This window comes from Streptomyces sp. NPDC012827 (assembly GCF_042900905.1).
Classification (GTDB): Bacteria; Actinomycetota; Actinomycetes; order Streptomycetales; family Streptomycetaceae; genus Streptomyces; species Streptomyces gulbargensis.
The window spans coordinates 104341-119606 of the sequence record NZ_JBIBBY010000001.1 but is presented as its reverse complement, the minus strand read 5'-3'; the positions used below and the strand labels follow the sequence as shown (position 1 = coordinate 119606).

Genomic DNA, 15266 nt, shown 5'->3' with positions numbered 1-15266 from the left:
GCCGGCCCCCGTCACGGCACCCGGGCGATCACGTACCGGAAGACGTTCGGCATCCACACCGTGCCGTCCGCGCGGACGAACGGGGCGAGGGCCTCCTCGATCTCCTTCTCCACCTGCGCCAGGTCCGTCGCCCGCACCGCCTCGTCGAAGACCCCCGTCGACAACAGGCCGCGCACCGCGCTGCTCCCGTCCGCGTAGCCGAACGGGCACGCCACCCGGCCCGAGCCCTCGGGACGCAGCCCCGCCCGGGCCACCAGGCCGTCCAGGTCCGGGCGGCCCGCCGGGGACCGGTCCGCGAGGCGCGCCCCGACCCGCAGCACCGGCTCCGCCGCACACCGCTCCGGCGGCCCTGCCGACGCCAGCACGACCGCCGCACCGGATTGCGCCGAACGGGTGATCGCGGCCAGCTCCGCGCCCAGCGCGTCCGTCGCGTCGAACGCGGTCACCACGTCGTACGGGCCGGCGTCCGCGGGCACCCGGTCCCCGACCGCCACCCCCTCCGGCAGCCGCTCCCGGGCCAGCTCCACGCGCGCGTGGTCCCGGTCGACGCCGGTCACCGAGGCGCCCCGCGCCGCCGCCATCAGCAGCGCGAGGCCCGAACCGCAGCCGAGGCCGAGCACCCGGGACCGCCCGCCCACGCCGAGACGGTCGTAGACCGCCTCGTACAGCGGGACGAGCATCCGCTCCTGGATCTCGGCCCAGTCGCGGGCGGGGTGGTGCGGGACGAGCGTAGGTGTCATGGAGAACGCCCCAATCCGTGACGGAACGACAGCCCCCCGTAGCCAGGGAACTGCGCTTCCCCGCCCGCGTCCAGTCCTGGCACCGCACCGATTCGTCCGGGGGAGCCCCGGTGCGCCGCCTTGCGGGCGGTCCCGGTAATGTGCCCGTAACACTTCGCCCGGCCGGCTCCGCCGCCGCTCCCGCCGGGCGCGCACCCCGCGGCCACGCGCCGGGGCGTATGCGCCACTACGCACCGGCTTGACGCCCCCTGCGCCCCTTCTCCGCAGATCGGCGCACTGGCCCTCCTCGGGACGCATCAGTGGCCAACTGACTGGTACGTGCAAATTATTTGGGATGCCCCGTAATGGAACCCGGAAGGGATCCGGCTCGTTGTACCCGACGTGAGCACGACACCACCTGTTCTCGCCGCAGAGCTGGCGCAGGCGTGGGCCGACATTCAACGGCACCACCCCGAGCTGCCGGACCTCGCCGCGCCCGAGTCCCTGATCGGAGAGTCCTCGTCCGCCTGCGGCGCCGAGCTCTCCTTCGAGCGACTGCTCCACGAGGCAGTCCACGGCATCGCCGCCGCCCGAGGAGTCCGCGACACCTCACGGGCCGGCCGCTACCACAACCGCAGATTCCTCGCGATCGCCGAGGAGATGGGCCTCGACCATCCCGAGGAGCCGCATCCCAGCAGCGGCTTCTCCCTGGTCACGCTCAACGCCGAGGCGAGGCGCCGCTACCGCCCCACCATCGAACGGCTCCAGCGCGCCCTGAAGGCCCACACCGTGGCCACGGCCGCCGACACCAAGCGCACCTTCCGCGGACCGGCCGCCCGGCACGGTTCCTCGGGCGGAGGCGTCCGCGTCAAGGCCGTCTGCGACTGCGGGCGCAACGTGCGCGTGGTGCCGTCGGTGCTGGCCCAGGCCCCGATCGTGTGCGGCGGCTGCGGCAAGCCCTTCCGCATTCCGGAGACGGTGGGCGCCGCCAACTGACCCGACCGGGTGTGGCACAATGGCTAGCTGTACTCGACAGTCGAACAGGACCCCTCTCTCCTCCGGCTGACGCGTCCATCGGGCAACTCGGGTACCGCAACCCCACGTGGCATCCCGTGGTGCCCCACCACGTCAAGACCAGGAGACACCACTCCAGTGGCAGTCAAGATCAAGCTCAAGCGCCTCGGCAAGATTCGCCAGCCGCACTACCGCATCGTCGTCGCCGACTCCCGCACCCGCCGGGACGGTCGCGCGATCGAGGAGATCGGCCTCTACCACCCGACGTACAACCCGTCGCGTATCGAGGTCGACTCCGAGCGTGCGCAGTACTGGCTGTCCGTCGGCGCCCAGCCGACCGAGCCCGTCCTCGCCATCCTGAAGCTCACCGGCGACTGGCAGAAGCACAAGGGCCTGCCGGCCCCGGAGAAGCCGCTGCTGGCCCCGGCCACCAAGGAGGCGAAGCGCGCGTCGTTCGACGAGTTCGCGAAGACCCTCGAGGGCGGCGACGACAAGGGTGAGGCCATCACCCCCAAGGCCAAGAAGGCCGACAAGAAGGCTGACGAGGCCGAGGCCGCGTCGACCGAGTCGACCGAGGCCTGAGCATGCTCGAGGAGGCTCTCGAGCACCTCGTGAAGGGCATCGTCGACAATCCCGACGATGTGCAGGTCGCTTCGCGCAACCTGCGTCGTGGCCGCGTGCTCGAGGTTCGGGTCCACCCCGACGACCTCGGTAAGGTGATCGGTCGCAACGGCCGCACCGCTCGTGCGCTGCGCACCGTCGTGGGCGCCATCGGCGGCCGCGGCATCCGCGTCGACCTCGTCGACGTGGACCAGGTTCGCTGACCACGGTCGGCCGCATACCTTAAGAAGCGCCGGCGCGGGCCGGGGAGGGCTTTCGAGCCCGCCCCGGCCCGTCGTCGTCCGACAGGAGAGTGTTCACGTCGTGCAGCTGGTAGTCGCGCGAATCGGCCGCGCCCACGGCATCAAGGGCGAGGTCACCGTCGAGGTCCGTACCGACGAGCCCGAGCTGAGGCTCGGCCCCGGGGCCGTCCTCCTCACCGACCCGGCCTCCACCGGGCCGCTGACCATCGAGTCCGGCCGGGTCCACAGCGGCAGGCTGCTGCTGCGCTTCGAGGGCGTCCACGACCGCACCGCCGCCGAAGCCCTCCGCAACACCCTCCTCATCGCCGAGGTCGACCCGACCGAGCTGCCCGAGGAGGAGGACGAGTACTACGACCACCAGCTCATCGACCTGGACGTGGTCCTCGCCGACGGCACCGAGGTCGGTGTCATCACCGAGATCTCCCACCTGCCGTCCCAGGACCTCTTCATCGTGGAGCGCCCCGACGGCACCGAGCTGATGATCCCCTTCGTCTCCGAGATCGTCTCCGAGATCGACCTGGAGGACCAGCGCGCCGTCATCACCCCGCCCCCCGGCCTCATCGACGACCGCGCCGTGATCGCCTCCGCGCGCGACGCGGAGACGGAGGAGCGGGACGCGGAAGGAGCGGAGGAAGCGGGTACGGAGGAGCGGGACGCATGAGGCTCGACGTCGTCACGATCTTCCCCGAGTACCTCGAACCGCTGAACGTCTCCCTCGTCGGCAAGGCCCGCGCCCGCGGACAGCTCGACGTCCACGTCCACCACCTGCGCGACTGGACGTACGACCGGCACAACACCGTCGACGACACCCCCTACGGCGGCGGCCCCGGCATGGTCATGAAGACCGAGCCCTGGGGCGACGCCCTCGACCAGACCCTCGCCGACGGGTACGAGGCGGGCGCGCACGGCCCCGTCCTCGTCGTCCCCACCCCCAGCGGACGCCCCTTCACCCAGGAACTCGCCGTCGAACTCTCCGAGCGGCCCTGGCTGATCTTCACCCCGGCCCGCTACGAGGGCATCGACCGCCGCGTCATGGACGAGTACGCCACCCGCGTGCCCGTCTACGAGGTGTCCATCGGCGACTACGTCCTCGCCGGCGGCGAGGCCGCTGTCCTCGTCGTCACCGAGGCCGTCGCCCGCCTCCTGCCCGGCGTCCTCGGCAACGCCGAGTCGCACCGCGACGACTCCTTCGCCCCCGGCGCCATGGCCAACCTCCTCGAAGGCCCCGTCTACACCAAGCCCCCCGAGTGGCGCGGCCGGGGCATCCCCGAGGTCCTCCTCAGCGGCCACCACGGCAAGATCGCCCGCTGGCGGCGCGACGAGGCCTTCCGCCGCACCGTGGCCAACCGGCCCGACCTCATCGAGCGCTGCGACCCCGCCGCCTTCGACAAGAAGGACCGCGAGATCCTCTCGATGCTGGGCTGGGCCCCCGAACCCGGCGGCCGATTTTGGCGCAGGGTCGAGGGCGTGGAAGAATAGGCCGCTGTCGTCCGTCCGGCGCGCGCCCCTGCCACAGGGGGAAGACGCCCGCCCTCCGCGGACGACGATCCCATCCTCACGAACGTACCGCTGATGACCTGTGGCATCAGCGAGGAAAGAGACCTCCATGGCCTCCCTGCTCGACCAGGTCAACGCGGGTTCGCTCCGCTCCGACCTCCCCGCCTTCCGTCCCGGCGACACCGTGAACGTCCACGTGCGCGTCATCGAGGGCAACCGCTCCCGTATCCAGCAGTTCAAGGGCGTCGTCATCCGTCGCCAGGGCTCGGGCGTCAGCGAGACCTTCACGGTCCGCAAGGTCTCGTTCTCCGTCGGCGTCGAGCGCACCTTCCCGGTGAACAGCCCGATCTTCGAGAAGATCGAGCTCGTCTCCCGCGGTGACGTCCGTCGCGCCAAGCTCTACTACCTGCGTGAGCTGCGCGGCAAGGCTGCCAAGATCAAGGAGAAGCGCGACAACTGAGCTCCGGCTCACCGTCCGCGCGACGCTTCCGACTCCACGCACAGGCGGGCCGGATAGGCTCTGCCACCGATGGACACCGAAGCACAGCACACGGAGCGCGACCGCTCCTCCGCACCGGAGGAGGGGTCGCGCTCCGCGCGCGTTCCCGGGACCTCCCGACGGGCGCCCTCGTGGCGCAGGACCGGCCTCGTCGGCGCCTCCTGCGTGATCTTCCTGCTGCTCCTCAGCCACTTCGTCGCACAGCCCTTCCTGATCCCCAGCAGCTCCATGGAACCCACGCTCCAGGTCGGTGACCGGATCCTGGTCAACAAGCTGGCGTACCGTTTCGGCGCCGAGCCGCGCCGCGGCGACGTCGTCGTCTTCGACGGCACCGGCTCCTTCGTCCGCGAGGAGACGGGCGGCGCCCCCGTCGCCGGCCTGTTGCACGACGCGGCGGCCGCGCTCGGCCTCGCCGAACCCGACGAGACCGACTTCGTCAAGCGCGTCGTCGGGGTCGGCGGCGACCGGGTGGTCTGCTGCGACAAGGACGGCCGGCTCGGCGTCAACGGCGTGCCCGTCCGGGAGACCGCGTACCTCAGGTTCGGCGACCAGCCCTCCGGCGTGCCCTTCGACATCGTCGTCCCGCCCGGCCGGCTCTGGGTCATGGGCGACCACCGCAGCCAGTCCAGCGACTCCCGCGACCACCTCGGCAGCCCCGGCGGCGGCATGGTGCCCGTCGAGAAGGTCATCGGCCGCGCCGACTGGATCGCCTGGCCCGTCGGCCGCTGGTCCACCGTCCCGGCGACGGACGCCTTCGACAGCGTCCCGCCGCCCCCCTCCGGCACCGGCGCGCCCCACGCGGCGGGCCCCGCACACACCCCGGTCACCGCCCGGCCCGCCCCGTCCGGCGAGCCCGTACGGCACGGTGCGACCGACCCGTACGGCGCGGCGCAGTCCGTACCGTCCGCCGGGCCGGTGCGTGGGGCGGACGCCGCTCCCGTACGCGACGCCTGTCACCCGGCCGTGACGCCGGAAGGCGCGGTACACGGCGGGGAGGCCGGAGCGGGAGCCCATGGGTAGCCGGCGCAGACCGCCCGGCGGGGGACCCGCGCGGGTGACGGCCAGGACGCCCCCCGGCCCGGGCGGGCCGAGCGGCGCAAACTGGCCCGCAAGGTCAAACGGCGCCGCCGGCGCTCCGCGATCCGTGAGATCCCCATCCTCCTCACGGTCGCCGTCCTCATCGCGCTCGTCCTCAAGACCTTCCTCGTCCAGGCCTTCGTCATCCCCTCCGGTTCCATGGAGCAGACGATCCGCATCCAGGACCGGGTCCTCGTCGACAAGCTCACCCCCTGGTTCGGCTCCCGCCCCCGGCGCGGCGACGTCGTCGTCTTCAAGGACCCCGGCAACTGGCTCGAACCCGACACCACCCCGGCCCCCGAGGACCCCGTCGGGGTGAAACAGGCCAAGCAGGCGCTGACCTTCATCGGCCTGCTGCCCTCCGCCGACGAACGCGACCTCATCAAACGGGTCGTCGCCGTCGGCGGCGACACCGTGCGCTGCTGCGACAAGGACGGCCGGATCACCGTCAACGGCGTCCCCCTGGACGAGCCCTACCTGTACCCCGGCGACCGGCCGTCCACCATCCCCTTCGAGGTCAAGGTCCCCCAGGGCCGCGTCTTCGTCCTCGGTGACCACCGCTCCGGCTCCGCCGACTCCCGCTTCCACCTCGACGAGAAGGACCACGGCACCGTCGCCGAGGACCAGGTCGTCGGCCGGGCGGTCGTCATCGCCTGGCCCGTCGGCCACTGGCGGCGCCTGGAGGAACGCGAGACCTTCGCCGCCGTACCGGACGCACGTGCGGGTTCCGGCAGCACGCTCGGTCTGTCGCATAGTGTGTCTCCGCGCGATCTCAACGGATTGCCCTGGCTCCCGACCCCTGCGGAACTTCTGCTCGTTATGGGAGTGGTGGGCCTGTCCCTGTTCCGGGACGGGCGATTGCACGGAGTGAGGAGTGGATGTGGGGGATTTGGCCGTCGGCGCACGATCCGGACACGACGAGCCCGAGAAAAGGGCCGACGGGACCTCAGGCGATGACGTGACGGGTGACGACATGACCAGCGGCGAACCCCCGCACGGGGGCGGCGACGGGAACGACGGCGACGGCACGCGCGGCAAGGGCCCGAAGAAGCAGCGCTCCTTCTGGAAGGAACTGCCGCTCCTCGTCGGCATCGCCCTGCTGCTCGCGCTGCTGATCAAGACCTTCCTGGTGCAGGCCTTCTCGATTCCCTCGGAATCGATGATGAACACCCTCAAGAAGGGCGACCGGGTCCTCGTCGACAAGCTCACCCCCTGGTTCGGCTCCGAGCCCGAGCGCGGCGAGGTCGTCGTCTTCCACGACCCGGGCGGCTGGCTGGAGGGCGAGACGACCCCCGAGCCGAACGCGCTGCAGAAGTTCCTCAGCTTCATCGGCCTCATGCCGTCCGCCGAGGAGAAGGACCTCATCAAGCGGGTCATCGCCGTCGGCGGCGACACCGTGTCCTGCAAGGAGGGCGGCAAGGTCGTCCTCAACGGCAAGGAACTCGACGAGACCGCCTACCTCTTCCCCGGCTCCGTGCCCTGCCAGGACTCCTTCGGCCCCGTCAAGGTCCCCGAGGGCCGCATCTGGGTCATGGGCGACAACCGGCAGAACTCCCTGGACTCCCGCTTCCACCAGGAACTCCCCGGCGCCGGCACCGTCGCCGAGGACCTCGTCGTCGGCCGCGCCGTCGTCGTCGCCTGGCCCCTCACCCGCTGGGCCACGCTCCCGGTCCCCGACCTCTTCGACCAGCCCGGCCTCAACCAGGCTGCCCTGACCGTCGCCCCCGGCGCCGCGGGCCTCGCCGGAGCGCTCCCGCTCGTCCTGTGGCGCCGCAGGAAGACCGCCGCCGGGCGTACCGCCGGGGAGTGACCCGCGGGTAGGGTGCCGTCCCGGACCGTCGACCGACCTCTGGGGTGCGCATGAGCGGAAAACTACGGACGCAGGGCGGCCACGGCCGCCTCGGCAGCGTGCTGTCGGGGCTGGTCGTGGCCGTCGGCTGTCTGCTGTTCGTCGGCGGCTTCGTCGCCGGCGCCCTGCTCTATCGCCCGTACACCGTCCCCAGCGACTCCATGAAGCCGACCATCGAACGCAACGCGCGCGTCCTCGCCGAGCGCGTCGACGGCCGGGACGTACGACGCGGGGACGTCGTCGTCTTCACCGACCCGCTCTGGGGCCCCGCCCCCATGGTCAAGCGGGTCGTCGGCGTCGGCGGCGACACCGTCGCCTGCTGCGACCCGGCAGGGCGCCTCACCGTCAACGGGACCCCGGTCGACGAGCCCTACCTCCGGCCCGGCCTGAACGGCCGCATCGTCGGCTCGCGGGAGGACTTCTCCGCCACCGTGCCGGCCGGGAACCTCTTCCTCCTCGGCGACGAGCGCCACACCTCCCTCGACTCCCGCAGCCACCTCGAGGACGCCGGGCAGGGCTCGGTGCCCCGCTCCGCCGTCGTCGCCCGGGTCGACGCCGTCGTCTGGCCCGGCGCCGACCGTCTGGAGCGCCCCGCGGGCTTCGCCGCCCTTCCCGGCGGCGTCTCCCGGCCCGGGCCCCTCGGGGCGATCCTCGCCGCCATCGTGGGCGGTGCGGTGCTGATCCTCGCCGGGGCCGCGTACGGGCCGGTCGCCGGCCGCCTCCGGGCCAGGAACCGCCGGCGGGCGGCGGGCGCGGGAAACGGTACCCGCGAGAAGGTGGAGGCATGAGCGGCACAGCCGGGGGCGGTACGGCGGAGAGCCCGGCGGTACGGCGCGTCGCCCGGGTGATCCTCCTCGACGCCGACGACCGGGTCCTCCTCCTGCACGGACACGAACCGGACGACCCCGGCGACACCTGGTGGTTCACCCCCGGCGGCGGCCTGGAGGACGACGAGACCCGCGAACAGGCCGCCCTGCGCGAACTCGCCGAGGAAACCGGCATCACCGACGTCCGCCTCGGCCCCGTCCTCTGGCAGCGGTACTGCTCCTTCCCCTTCGCCGGCCGCCGCTGGGACCAGGACGAGTGGTACTACCTCGCCCGCACCCCCGGCAGGGGAGAGGCACCAGGACCCCAGGGCCTCACCGAGCTGGAGACCCGCAGTGTCGCCGGCCTGAGATGGTGGACCTGCGCAGAACTGTCGGCGGCCCGTGAGACGGTGTACCCGACCAGGCTCGCCGAGCTGCTTCGCACGCTGCTCGACGAGGGACCTCCGAGTGCCCCCGTGGTCCTCGCCCCGGAAATCGTCTAGGGGCGCGTACGACTGGCGCACAATAGGGGGACGCACGGCTGAAGGGGAACATGCCATGAGCGCCGAGGACCTCGAGAAGTACGAGACCGAGATGGAGCTGAAGCTCTACCGGGAGTACCGCGATGTCGTCGGTCTGTTCAAATACGTGATCGAGACCGAGCGGCGCTTCTACCTCACCAACGACTACGAGATGCAGGTCCACTCGGTTCAGGGTGAGGTCTTCTTCGAGGTCAGCATGGCCGACGCCTGGGTCTGGGACATGTACCGGCCTGCCAGGTTCGTCAAGCAGGTCCGCGTCCTCACCTTCAAGGACGTGAACATCGAGGAACTCAACAAGAGCGACCTCGAACTGCCCGGCAGCTGACACCCCGCCCCCGCCCGGCTCACCCCCACGAGTGAGCCGGATATCCACAGCCCCGCCCCCGTCCACAGCCCCGCACGCGCCCCGCCGCCCTCCGTCACAGTCGGTGACGGAGGTGGTACCGCATGAACGCGACCCAAGCCCTCGGACGGTACGGAGAAGAACTGGCGACCCGCCGGCTCACCGCGACCGGCCTGCACATCCTCGCCCGCAACTGGCGCTGCGGACGGACCGGAGAGATCGACATCGTCGCCCGCGACGGCGACACCCTCGTCATCTGCGAGGTCAAGACCCGCCGCCACGGCGGCTACGAACACCCCATGGCCGCCGTCACCCCCCGCAAAGCCGCCCGGCTCCGCAGCCTGGCCCACTGCTGGCTCGACCGCCACGGCACCCCCGCCCCCACCGGCGGCATCCGCATCGACCTCGTCGGCATCGTCCTGCCCCGCCGCGGCGCCCCCGTCCTCACCCACGCCCGGGGGGTGGCCTGACATGGGATTCGCCCGCACCTGCTCCGTCGCCCTCGTCGGCGTCGAAGGCGTCGTCGTCGAGGTCCAGGCCGACCTCGAACCCGGCGTCGCCGCCTTCACCCTCGTCGGCCTCCCCGACAAGAGCCTCAGCGAAAGCCGCGACCGCGTCCGCGCCGCCGTCGTCAACGCCGGCGCCGAATGGCCCCAGAAGAAACTCACCGTCGGCCTCAGCCCCGCCTCCGTCCCCAAGAGCGGCGCCGGCTTCGACCTCGCCATCGCCGCGGCCGTCCTCGCCGCAGCCGAACGCGTCGACCCCCGCACCATCGCCGACCTCGTCCTCATCGGCGAACTCGGTCTCGACGGCCGCGTCCGGCCCGTCCGCGGCGTCCTGCCCGCCGTCCTCGCCGCCGCCGACGCCGGATACCGGCAGGTCGTCGTCCCCGAACAGACCGCGGGCGAAGCCTCCCTCGTCCCCGGCGTCTCCGTCCTCGGCGTCCGCAGCCTCCGCCAGCTCATCGCCGTCCTCACCGACGAACCCGTCCCAGAAGAACCCGCCACCGAGGAAGGACGCCCCGACGCCATGCTCGCCGGACTCCTCCTCCCCGGCACGGGCATCGGCACCGGCCTCTCCGCCAGCCCCACCGAAGGCCCCGACCTCGCCGACGTCGCCGGACAGCACGGCGCACGCCGCGCCCTCGAGATCGCCGCCGCCGGCGGCCACCACCTCCTGCTCTCCGGACCACCCGGCGCGGGAAAGACCATGCTCGCCGAACGACTCCCCGGCATCCTCCCGCCCCTCACCCGCCAGGAATCCCTCGAAGTCACCGCCGTCCACTCCGTCGCCGGCATCCTCCCGCCCGGCGAGCCCCTCGTCCGCCGCGCCCCCTACTGCGCACCCCACCACTCCGCCACCATGCAGTCCCTCGTCGGCGGCGGAAACGGCATCCCCCGCCCAGGCGCCGTCTCCCTCGCACACAAAGGCATCCTTTTTCTGGACGAAGCACCAGAATTCTCCGCGAAAAACCTCGACGCCCTCCGCCAACCCCTCGAATCCGGACACGTCGTCATCGCCCGCGCCGCCGGCGTCGTCCGCCTCCCCGCCCGCTTCCTCCTCGCCCTCGCCGCCAACCCCTGCCCCTGCGGCCGCCACACCCTCCACGGCGCCGGCTGCGAATGCCCACCCGCCCTCGTCCGCCGCTACCAAGGCCGCCTCTCCGGACCCCTCCTCGACCGCGTCGACCTCCGCGTCGAAGTGGAACCCGTCACCCGCTGCGACCTCCTCGGACAAGGAAGCCGGGGAGAGACCAGCGCCACCGTCGCCGACCGCGTCCGCGAAGCCCGCGCCCGCGCCGCCGCCCGCCTCGCCGACACCCCCTGGACCGTCAACAGCGAGATCCCCGGCCACGAACTCCGCACCCGCCACCTCACCGCACCCGGAGCCCTCGCCGCCGCCGAACGCGACATCGACCGCGGCCTCCTGACCGCCCGCGGCCTCGACCGCGTCCTGCGCGTCGCCTGGACCGCCGCCGACCTCGCCGGCCGCGACCGGCCCGACAGCCGCGACATCGCCCTCGCCCTCGAACTGCGCACCGGCATCGCCCGCGGCGTCCCCACCACCACGGGGGAGAACCGATGAACCAGCAGCCCGCGCCCCCGGAACCACCTGAGCACCCGGCGCAGCCCGCGAACCGCACGACCTCCGCACCCGGGCCCGAGCCGGGCGAGCGACCCGACCCCTCGGCCCATCCCGACCGCACGCACCTGCCCAAGGACCCGACGGGAGCCACGAACCCCGGTCCCCCGCACCCCAGCGGCGACCCCGACCACCCGGAGACCGCCCCGCACACCGACGAACGGCTCGCCCGCGCCGCCCTCACCCGCATCGTCGAACCCGGCGACGAACACGCCGGCCGATGGGTCCGCACCTACGGAGCCGCCCACTTCCTCCACCTCCTCCGCCAGGACCCCGCCACCGGCACCGACCCCTTCCCCGGCACCGGCGCCACCCGCGTCCAGAGCTGGCGCCGCCGCGCCCACGACGCCCACCCCGGGCGGGACCTCGACACCATCCACCGACTCGGCGGCCGCTTCCTCGTCCCCGGTGACACCGAATGGCCCCGCCAGCTCGACGACCTCGGCGACACCCGCCCCCTCGGCCTCTGGGCCCGAGGCCCCGCCGACCTCCGCACCTGGGCCCTGCGCTCCGTCGCCCTCGTCGGAGCACGCGCCTGCACCCCGTACGGCGCCCACACCGCCGCCGACCTCGCCACCGGCCTCGCCCGCCACGGCTGGGTCGTCGTCTCCGGAGCCGCCTACGGCATCGACGGCGCCGCCCACCGCGGCGCCCTCGCCGCCGGCGGAGCCACCGTCGCCGTCCTCGCCTGCGGCGTCGACACCCCCTACCCCCGAGGCCACGCCCGCCTCATCCAACGCATCGCAGAACAAGGCCTCGTCCTCGGCGAACTACCCCCCGACAGCCACCCCACCCCCAGCCGCTTCATCCTCCGCAACCGCCTCATCGCCGCCCTCACCCGCGGCACCGTCGTCGTCGAGGCCCAACACCGCAGCGGCTCCCTCGTCACCGCCCGCGCCGCCACCCGCCTCGGCCGCCACACCATGGGCGTACCCGGCCCTGTCACCAGCGCCCTCTCCGCCGGCGTCCACGAACTCCTCCGCGCCGACGCCACCCTCGTCACCGACGCCGACGAGATCATCGAACTCGTCGGCGCCATCGGAGAACTCGCCCCCGCACGACGCGGCCCCGTCCTCCCGCGCGACCTCCTCGCCCCCGCCACCGCCCACATCCTCGAAGCCCTCCCCGCCCACGGCCCCACCCCCACCAGCGTCATCGCCCGTCGAGCCGGCACCACCCCCGACGAGACCCTCGCCAAGCTGTACGAACTCCACTCCCTCGGCCACGTCGAACGGAAAGGGGACGGATGGACGTTGACGAACACCGACCCCCAACGGTCGAACGCGCGGCGAGGCGGTCCTTGACCTGGAGCATTCGGGTGAAAAGGTGAGGCCGATGAGCAATCGAGTTCTCTCGGCCTCACCCGAGGGGCCGGCCCGCACCACGGCCCCCGTTCGAAGGTCTGACCGACAGCGTCCACCCGGACCGGCGCCATCGCCCGGCGTTCGCTCACCGCGACAGCCCAGTCACGCTACGCTCACCAGCATTCCCCACAGGACACCCAGACCGACGCACCCGACAGCAGAACGGCTCAAGGCAACGCATGCCCCAGCACACCTCCGGGTCTGACCGCGCTGCGGGGCCCCCAGCAGCCCGGGGCACCGTGCGACCCCCCGCACCGACCTCACTCGACGAACTCTGGCGCTCCTACAAGGACACCGGCGACGAGCGCCTGCGGGAGCAGCTGATCCTGCACTACTCACCCCTCGTCAAGTACGTCGCGGGACGCGTCAGCGTGGGGCTGCCGTCCAATGTGGAACAGGCCGACTTCGTCTCCTCCGGCGTCTTCGGCCTCATCGACGCCATCGAGAAGTTCGACGTCGAGCGGGCCATCAAATTCGAGACGTACGCCATCACGCGCATCCGCGGCGCCATGATCGACGAACTCCGCGCCCTCGACTGGATCCCCCGCTCCGTACGCCAGAAGGCACGCAACGTCGAACGCGCCTACGCCACCCTCGAAGCCCAGCTCCGGCGCACGCCCTCCGAGAGCGAGGTCGCCGACGAACTCGGCATCCCCCTCGAAGAACTGCATGCGGTTTTCAGCCAGTTGTCACTGGCCAACGTCGTCGCCCTGGAAGAACTGCTCCATGTCGGCGGCGAAGGCGGCGACCGCCTCTCCCTCATGGACACCCTGGAGGACACCGCCGCCGACAACCCCGTCGAGGTGGCCGAGGACCGCGAACTGCGACGCCTCCTCGCCCGCGCCATCAACACCCTCCCCGAGCGGGAGAAGACCGTCGTCACGCTCTACTACTACGAAGGCCTCACCCTCGCCGAGATCGGCCACGTCCTCGGCGTCACCGAGAGCCGCGTCAGCCAGATCCACACCAAATCCGTCCTGCAGCTCCGCGCCAAGCTGGCCGACGTCGGACGGTGACCCGCGCGGCCTCCGCCGTAGAGTGGATCCGTGCCCAGGATTCGAGCGGCCTCGGTGGCCGAGCACCGGACGATGCAGCGCGGCGCCCTGCTGGACGCCGCGCGTTCCCTGCTGTCCGAGGGCGGTACGGAGGCGCTGACCTTCCCCGCCCTCGCCGAGCGCACGGGCCTCGCCCGCTCGTCCGTGTACGAGTACTTCCGCTCGCGCGCCGCCGTGGTCGAAGAACTGTGCGCCGTCGACTTCCCCCTCTGGGCCGCCGAGGTCGAAGCCGCCATGGCCCACGCCGAGTCCCCCGACGACAAGATCGAGGCGTACGTCCGCAAGCAGCTCGAACTCGTCGGCGACCGCCGGCACCGGGCCGTCGTCGCCATCTCCGCCAGCGAACTCGACGACGGCGCCCGCGAGAAGATCCGCGCCGCACACGGCGGACTCGTCGCCATGATCGTCGAAGCCCTCGCCGCCCTCGGCCACCCCCGGCCCCGCCTCGGCGCCATGCTGCTCCAGGGCGTCGTCGACGCCGCCGTCCGCCGCATCGAACTCGGCGCGGCCGAGCACCCCGCCGACATCACCGAAGCCGCGGTCTCCATGGCCCTCCACGGCGCCACCGGCCCCGACGCCTGACCGAACCGCGTCCGCGCCCGGGCCGCGCCCGGGCCCGACCCTGCGCCCGCGCCCGGGTCGGGCCGGCCCGACCGGATCCGGCCAGTCCTCCTTGCTGCCCGCCTGCCCCGTTCCCCTTCCCCCGGGGGGCTCCCCCCTCCCCCCTCCCCCCCCGCCCCACCCCGCCCCCCTCGCTGTTCGTGTGCGTGTGTCACCTCCGTGGGTGCGGGGGGATCGGGAGCAGGCGTGACGGTGTCCGGGGGGTGAGGAGGAGGGGGTTGAGGTAGGTGGGGCCGCGGAGGAGGCCCCAGTGGAGGCAGGTGGTGGGGCAGTGGTCGCCGGGGGTGACGTGGGCGAGGGGGGTGCCGGCGGGGACGGTGGTGCCGGTGGGAACGAGGGGGGTGACGGGGGAGAAGGTGGTGCGGAGCGGGGGTGTGCCCGTGCCGGGGAGGGTGAGGGTGAGGACGCCGCGGCCGCCGACGGGGCCGGCGAAGGTGACCGTGCCGGCGGTGGGGGCGAGGACCGGTGTGCCCGGTGGGGCGGCGAGATCGACGCCGCGGTGGCCGGCGGCGTAGGGGCCCGGCGGGGGCTGCCAGCCGCGGACGACGTCGGGTGGTGCGGGGGTCACGGGCCAGGTCAGGGCTGCCGTGAGGGCGAGGATCGTCAGTGCGCTCATGGGGTCAGGCTGCCCGGCAGGGGTGGGTGGTGGTGGGGGAGCGGCGGTTCTGTGGACAACCGTGCGGCTGTGGACAACGGCATCACCCGACCGTGGGTCACCCAGGGCTCCCGGGGTCCCGTACACTTCCTATGGCGATCCGGGTCACCGGGTCGACTTCGCACGCCCCGCCATCGGTCTCCTCGACGGGTGGCAGCGCCTTTCGGTCCCTCGTGGGCATGGCGCGCCGGGGCGTCAGGACATAACCGAGAAACCCAAG

18 protein-coding genes and 1 pseudogene are annotated in these 15266 nt (G+C 72.7%); 17 read left to right on the top strand and 2 right to left on the bottom strand.

The features are described from left to right. Positions 1–11 precede the first annotated feature (11 nt). Positions 12–740, bottom strand: coding sequence for a class I SAM-dependent methyltransferase (locus tag ACFY60_RS00525; RefSeq protein ID WP_388607999.1), 729 nt, complete (start codon positions 738–740; stop codon positions 12–14). A gap of 381 nt (positions 741–1121) precedes the next feature. Between ACFY60_RS00525 and ACFY60_RS00520 the strand changes: the two genes are divergently transcribed. The 17 genes and pseudogenes from ACFY60_RS00520 (at position 1122) to ACFY60_RS00440 (ending at position 14352) form a co-directional block, all read left to right on the top strand. After that, positions 1122–1715: a hypothetical protein gene (locus tag ACFY60_RS00520; protein WP_309051013.1), complete on the top strand. Its 594-nt coding sequence runs from the start codon at positions 1122–1124 to the stop codon at positions 1713–1715. A 156-nt stretch (positions 1716–1871) separates the two neighbouring features. Next, positions 1872–2315, top strand: a complete 444-nt coding sequence (gene rpsP, locus ACFY60_RS00515; RefSeq protein ID WP_309051012.1) for a 30S ribosomal protein S16 — start codon at positions 1872–1874, stop codon at positions 2313–2315. 2 nt (positions 2316–2317) lie between these two features. Next, positions 2318–2557: an RNA-binding protein gene (locus tag ACFY60_RS00510; protein ID WP_005311361.1), complete on the top strand. Its 240-nt coding sequence runs from the start codon at positions 2318–2320 to the stop codon at positions 2555–2557. A 100-nt stretch (positions 2558–2657) separates the two neighbouring features. After that, positions 2658–3257: a ribosome maturation factor RimM gene (gene rimM, locus ACFY60_RS00505; RefSeq protein ID WP_388608001.1), complete on the top strand. Its 600-nt coding sequence runs from the start codon at positions 2658–2660 to the stop codon at positions 3255–3257. Continuing rightward, complete coding sequence (gene trmD, locus ACFY60_RS00500; RefSeq protein WP_388608003.1) at positions 3254–4075, top strand: tRNA (guanosine(37)-N1)-methyltransferase TrmD; 822 nt, start codon at positions 3254–3256, stop codon at positions 4073–4075. The genes rimM and trmD overlap by 4 nt, the downstream gene beginning before the upstream one ends. A gap of 127 nt (positions 4076–4202) precedes the next feature. Next, the gene (rplS, locus tag ACFY60_RS00495) at positions 4203–4553 is read left to right on the top strand and encodes a 50S ribosomal protein L19 (RefSeq protein ID WP_309051009.1); all 351 of its coding nucleotides are present in this window, start codon (positions 4203–4205) and stop codon (positions 4551–4553) included. A gap of 69 nt (positions 4554–4622) precedes the next feature. Further along, positions 4623–5381 (top strand): annotated as a pseudogene (lepB, locus tag ACFY60_RS00490) (signal peptidase I); the annotation flags it as partial. Positions 5382–5693: 312 nt separating this feature from the next. Beyond that, on the top strand, positions 5694–6626 hold the full coding sequence (gene lepB, locus ACFY60_RS00485; RefSeq protein ID WP_388608186.1) for a signal peptidase I: 933 nt from the start codon (positions 5694–5696) through the stop codon (positions 6624–6626). Continuing rightward, positions 6559–7479: a signal peptidase I gene (gene lepB / locus ACFY60_RS00480; RefSeq protein ID WP_388608188.1), complete on the top strand. Its 921-nt coding sequence runs from the start codon at positions 6559–6561 to the stop codon at positions 7477–7479. The genes lepB (ACFY60_RS00485) and lepB (ACFY60_RS00480) overlap by 68 nt, the downstream gene beginning before the upstream one ends. Before the next feature lie 50 nt (positions 7480–7529). Next, positions 7530–8306, top strand: a complete 777-nt coding sequence (gene lepB, locus ACFY60_RS00475) for a signal peptidase I (RefSeq protein ID WP_388608005.1) — start codon at positions 7530–7532, stop codon at positions 8304–8306. Next, positions 8303–8827 carry an NUDIX hydrolase gene (locus ACFY60_RS00470; RefSeq protein WP_388608007.1) on the top strand — a complete coding sequence of 175 codons (525 nt, stop codon included), beginning with the start codon at positions 8303–8305 and terminating at the stop codon, positions 8825–8827. The genes lepB (ACFY60_RS00475) and ACFY60_RS00470 overlap by 4 nt, the downstream gene beginning before the upstream one ends. Before the next feature lie 55 nt (positions 8828–8882). After that, the gene (locus ACFY60_RS00465; RefSeq protein ID WP_005311352.1) at positions 8883–9191 is read left to right on the top strand and encodes a DUF2469 domain-containing protein; all 309 of its coding nucleotides are present in this window, start codon (positions 8883–8885) and stop codon (positions 9189–9191) included. Between the two features lie 122 nt (positions 9192–9313). Further along, a complete protein-coding gene (locus tag ACFY60_RS00460; protein ID WP_388608008.1) occupies positions 9314–9679 on the top strand; it encodes a YraN family protein in 366 nt (121 codons plus the stop codon). Position 9680: 1 nt separating this feature from the next. Further along, on the top strand, positions 9681–11294 hold the full coding sequence (locus tag ACFY60_RS00455; RefSeq protein WP_388608010.1) for a YifB family Mg chelatase-like AAA ATPase: 1614 nt from the start codon (positions 9681–9683) through the stop codon (positions 11292–11294). Then, positions 11291–12655: a DNA-processing protein DprA gene (dprA, locus tag ACFY60_RS00450; RefSeq protein WP_388608012.1), complete on the top strand. Its 1365-nt coding sequence runs from the start codon at positions 11291–11293 to the stop codon at positions 12653–12655. Before ACFY60_RS00455 ends, dprA begins: the two co-directional genes overlap by 4 nt. Before the next feature lie 239 nt (positions 12656–12894). Then, complete coding sequence (gene whiG, locus ACFY60_RS00445; RefSeq protein ID WP_388608014.1) at positions 12895–13731, top strand: RNA polymerase sigma factor WhiG; 837 nt, start codon at positions 12895–12897, stop codon at positions 13729–13731. Between the two features lie 54 nt (positions 13732–13785). Further along, positions 13786–14352 (top strand): TetR/AcrR family transcriptional regulator, encoded by a 567-nt coding sequence (locus ACFY60_RS00440; RefSeq protein WP_388608190.1) that lies wholly within the window; start codon positions 13786–13788, stop codon positions 14350–14352. A 190-nt stretch (positions 14353–14542) separates the two neighbouring features. Here ACFY60_RS00440 and ACFY60_RS00435 read toward each other — a convergent pair whose 3' ends face one another. Further along, a complete protein-coding gene (locus ACFY60_RS00435) occupies positions 14543–15007 on the bottom strand; it encodes a peptidoglycan DD-metalloendopeptidase family protein (protein WP_388608015.1) in 465 nt (154 codons plus the stop codon). Between the last annotated feature and the right edge of the window lie 259 nt (positions 15008–15266).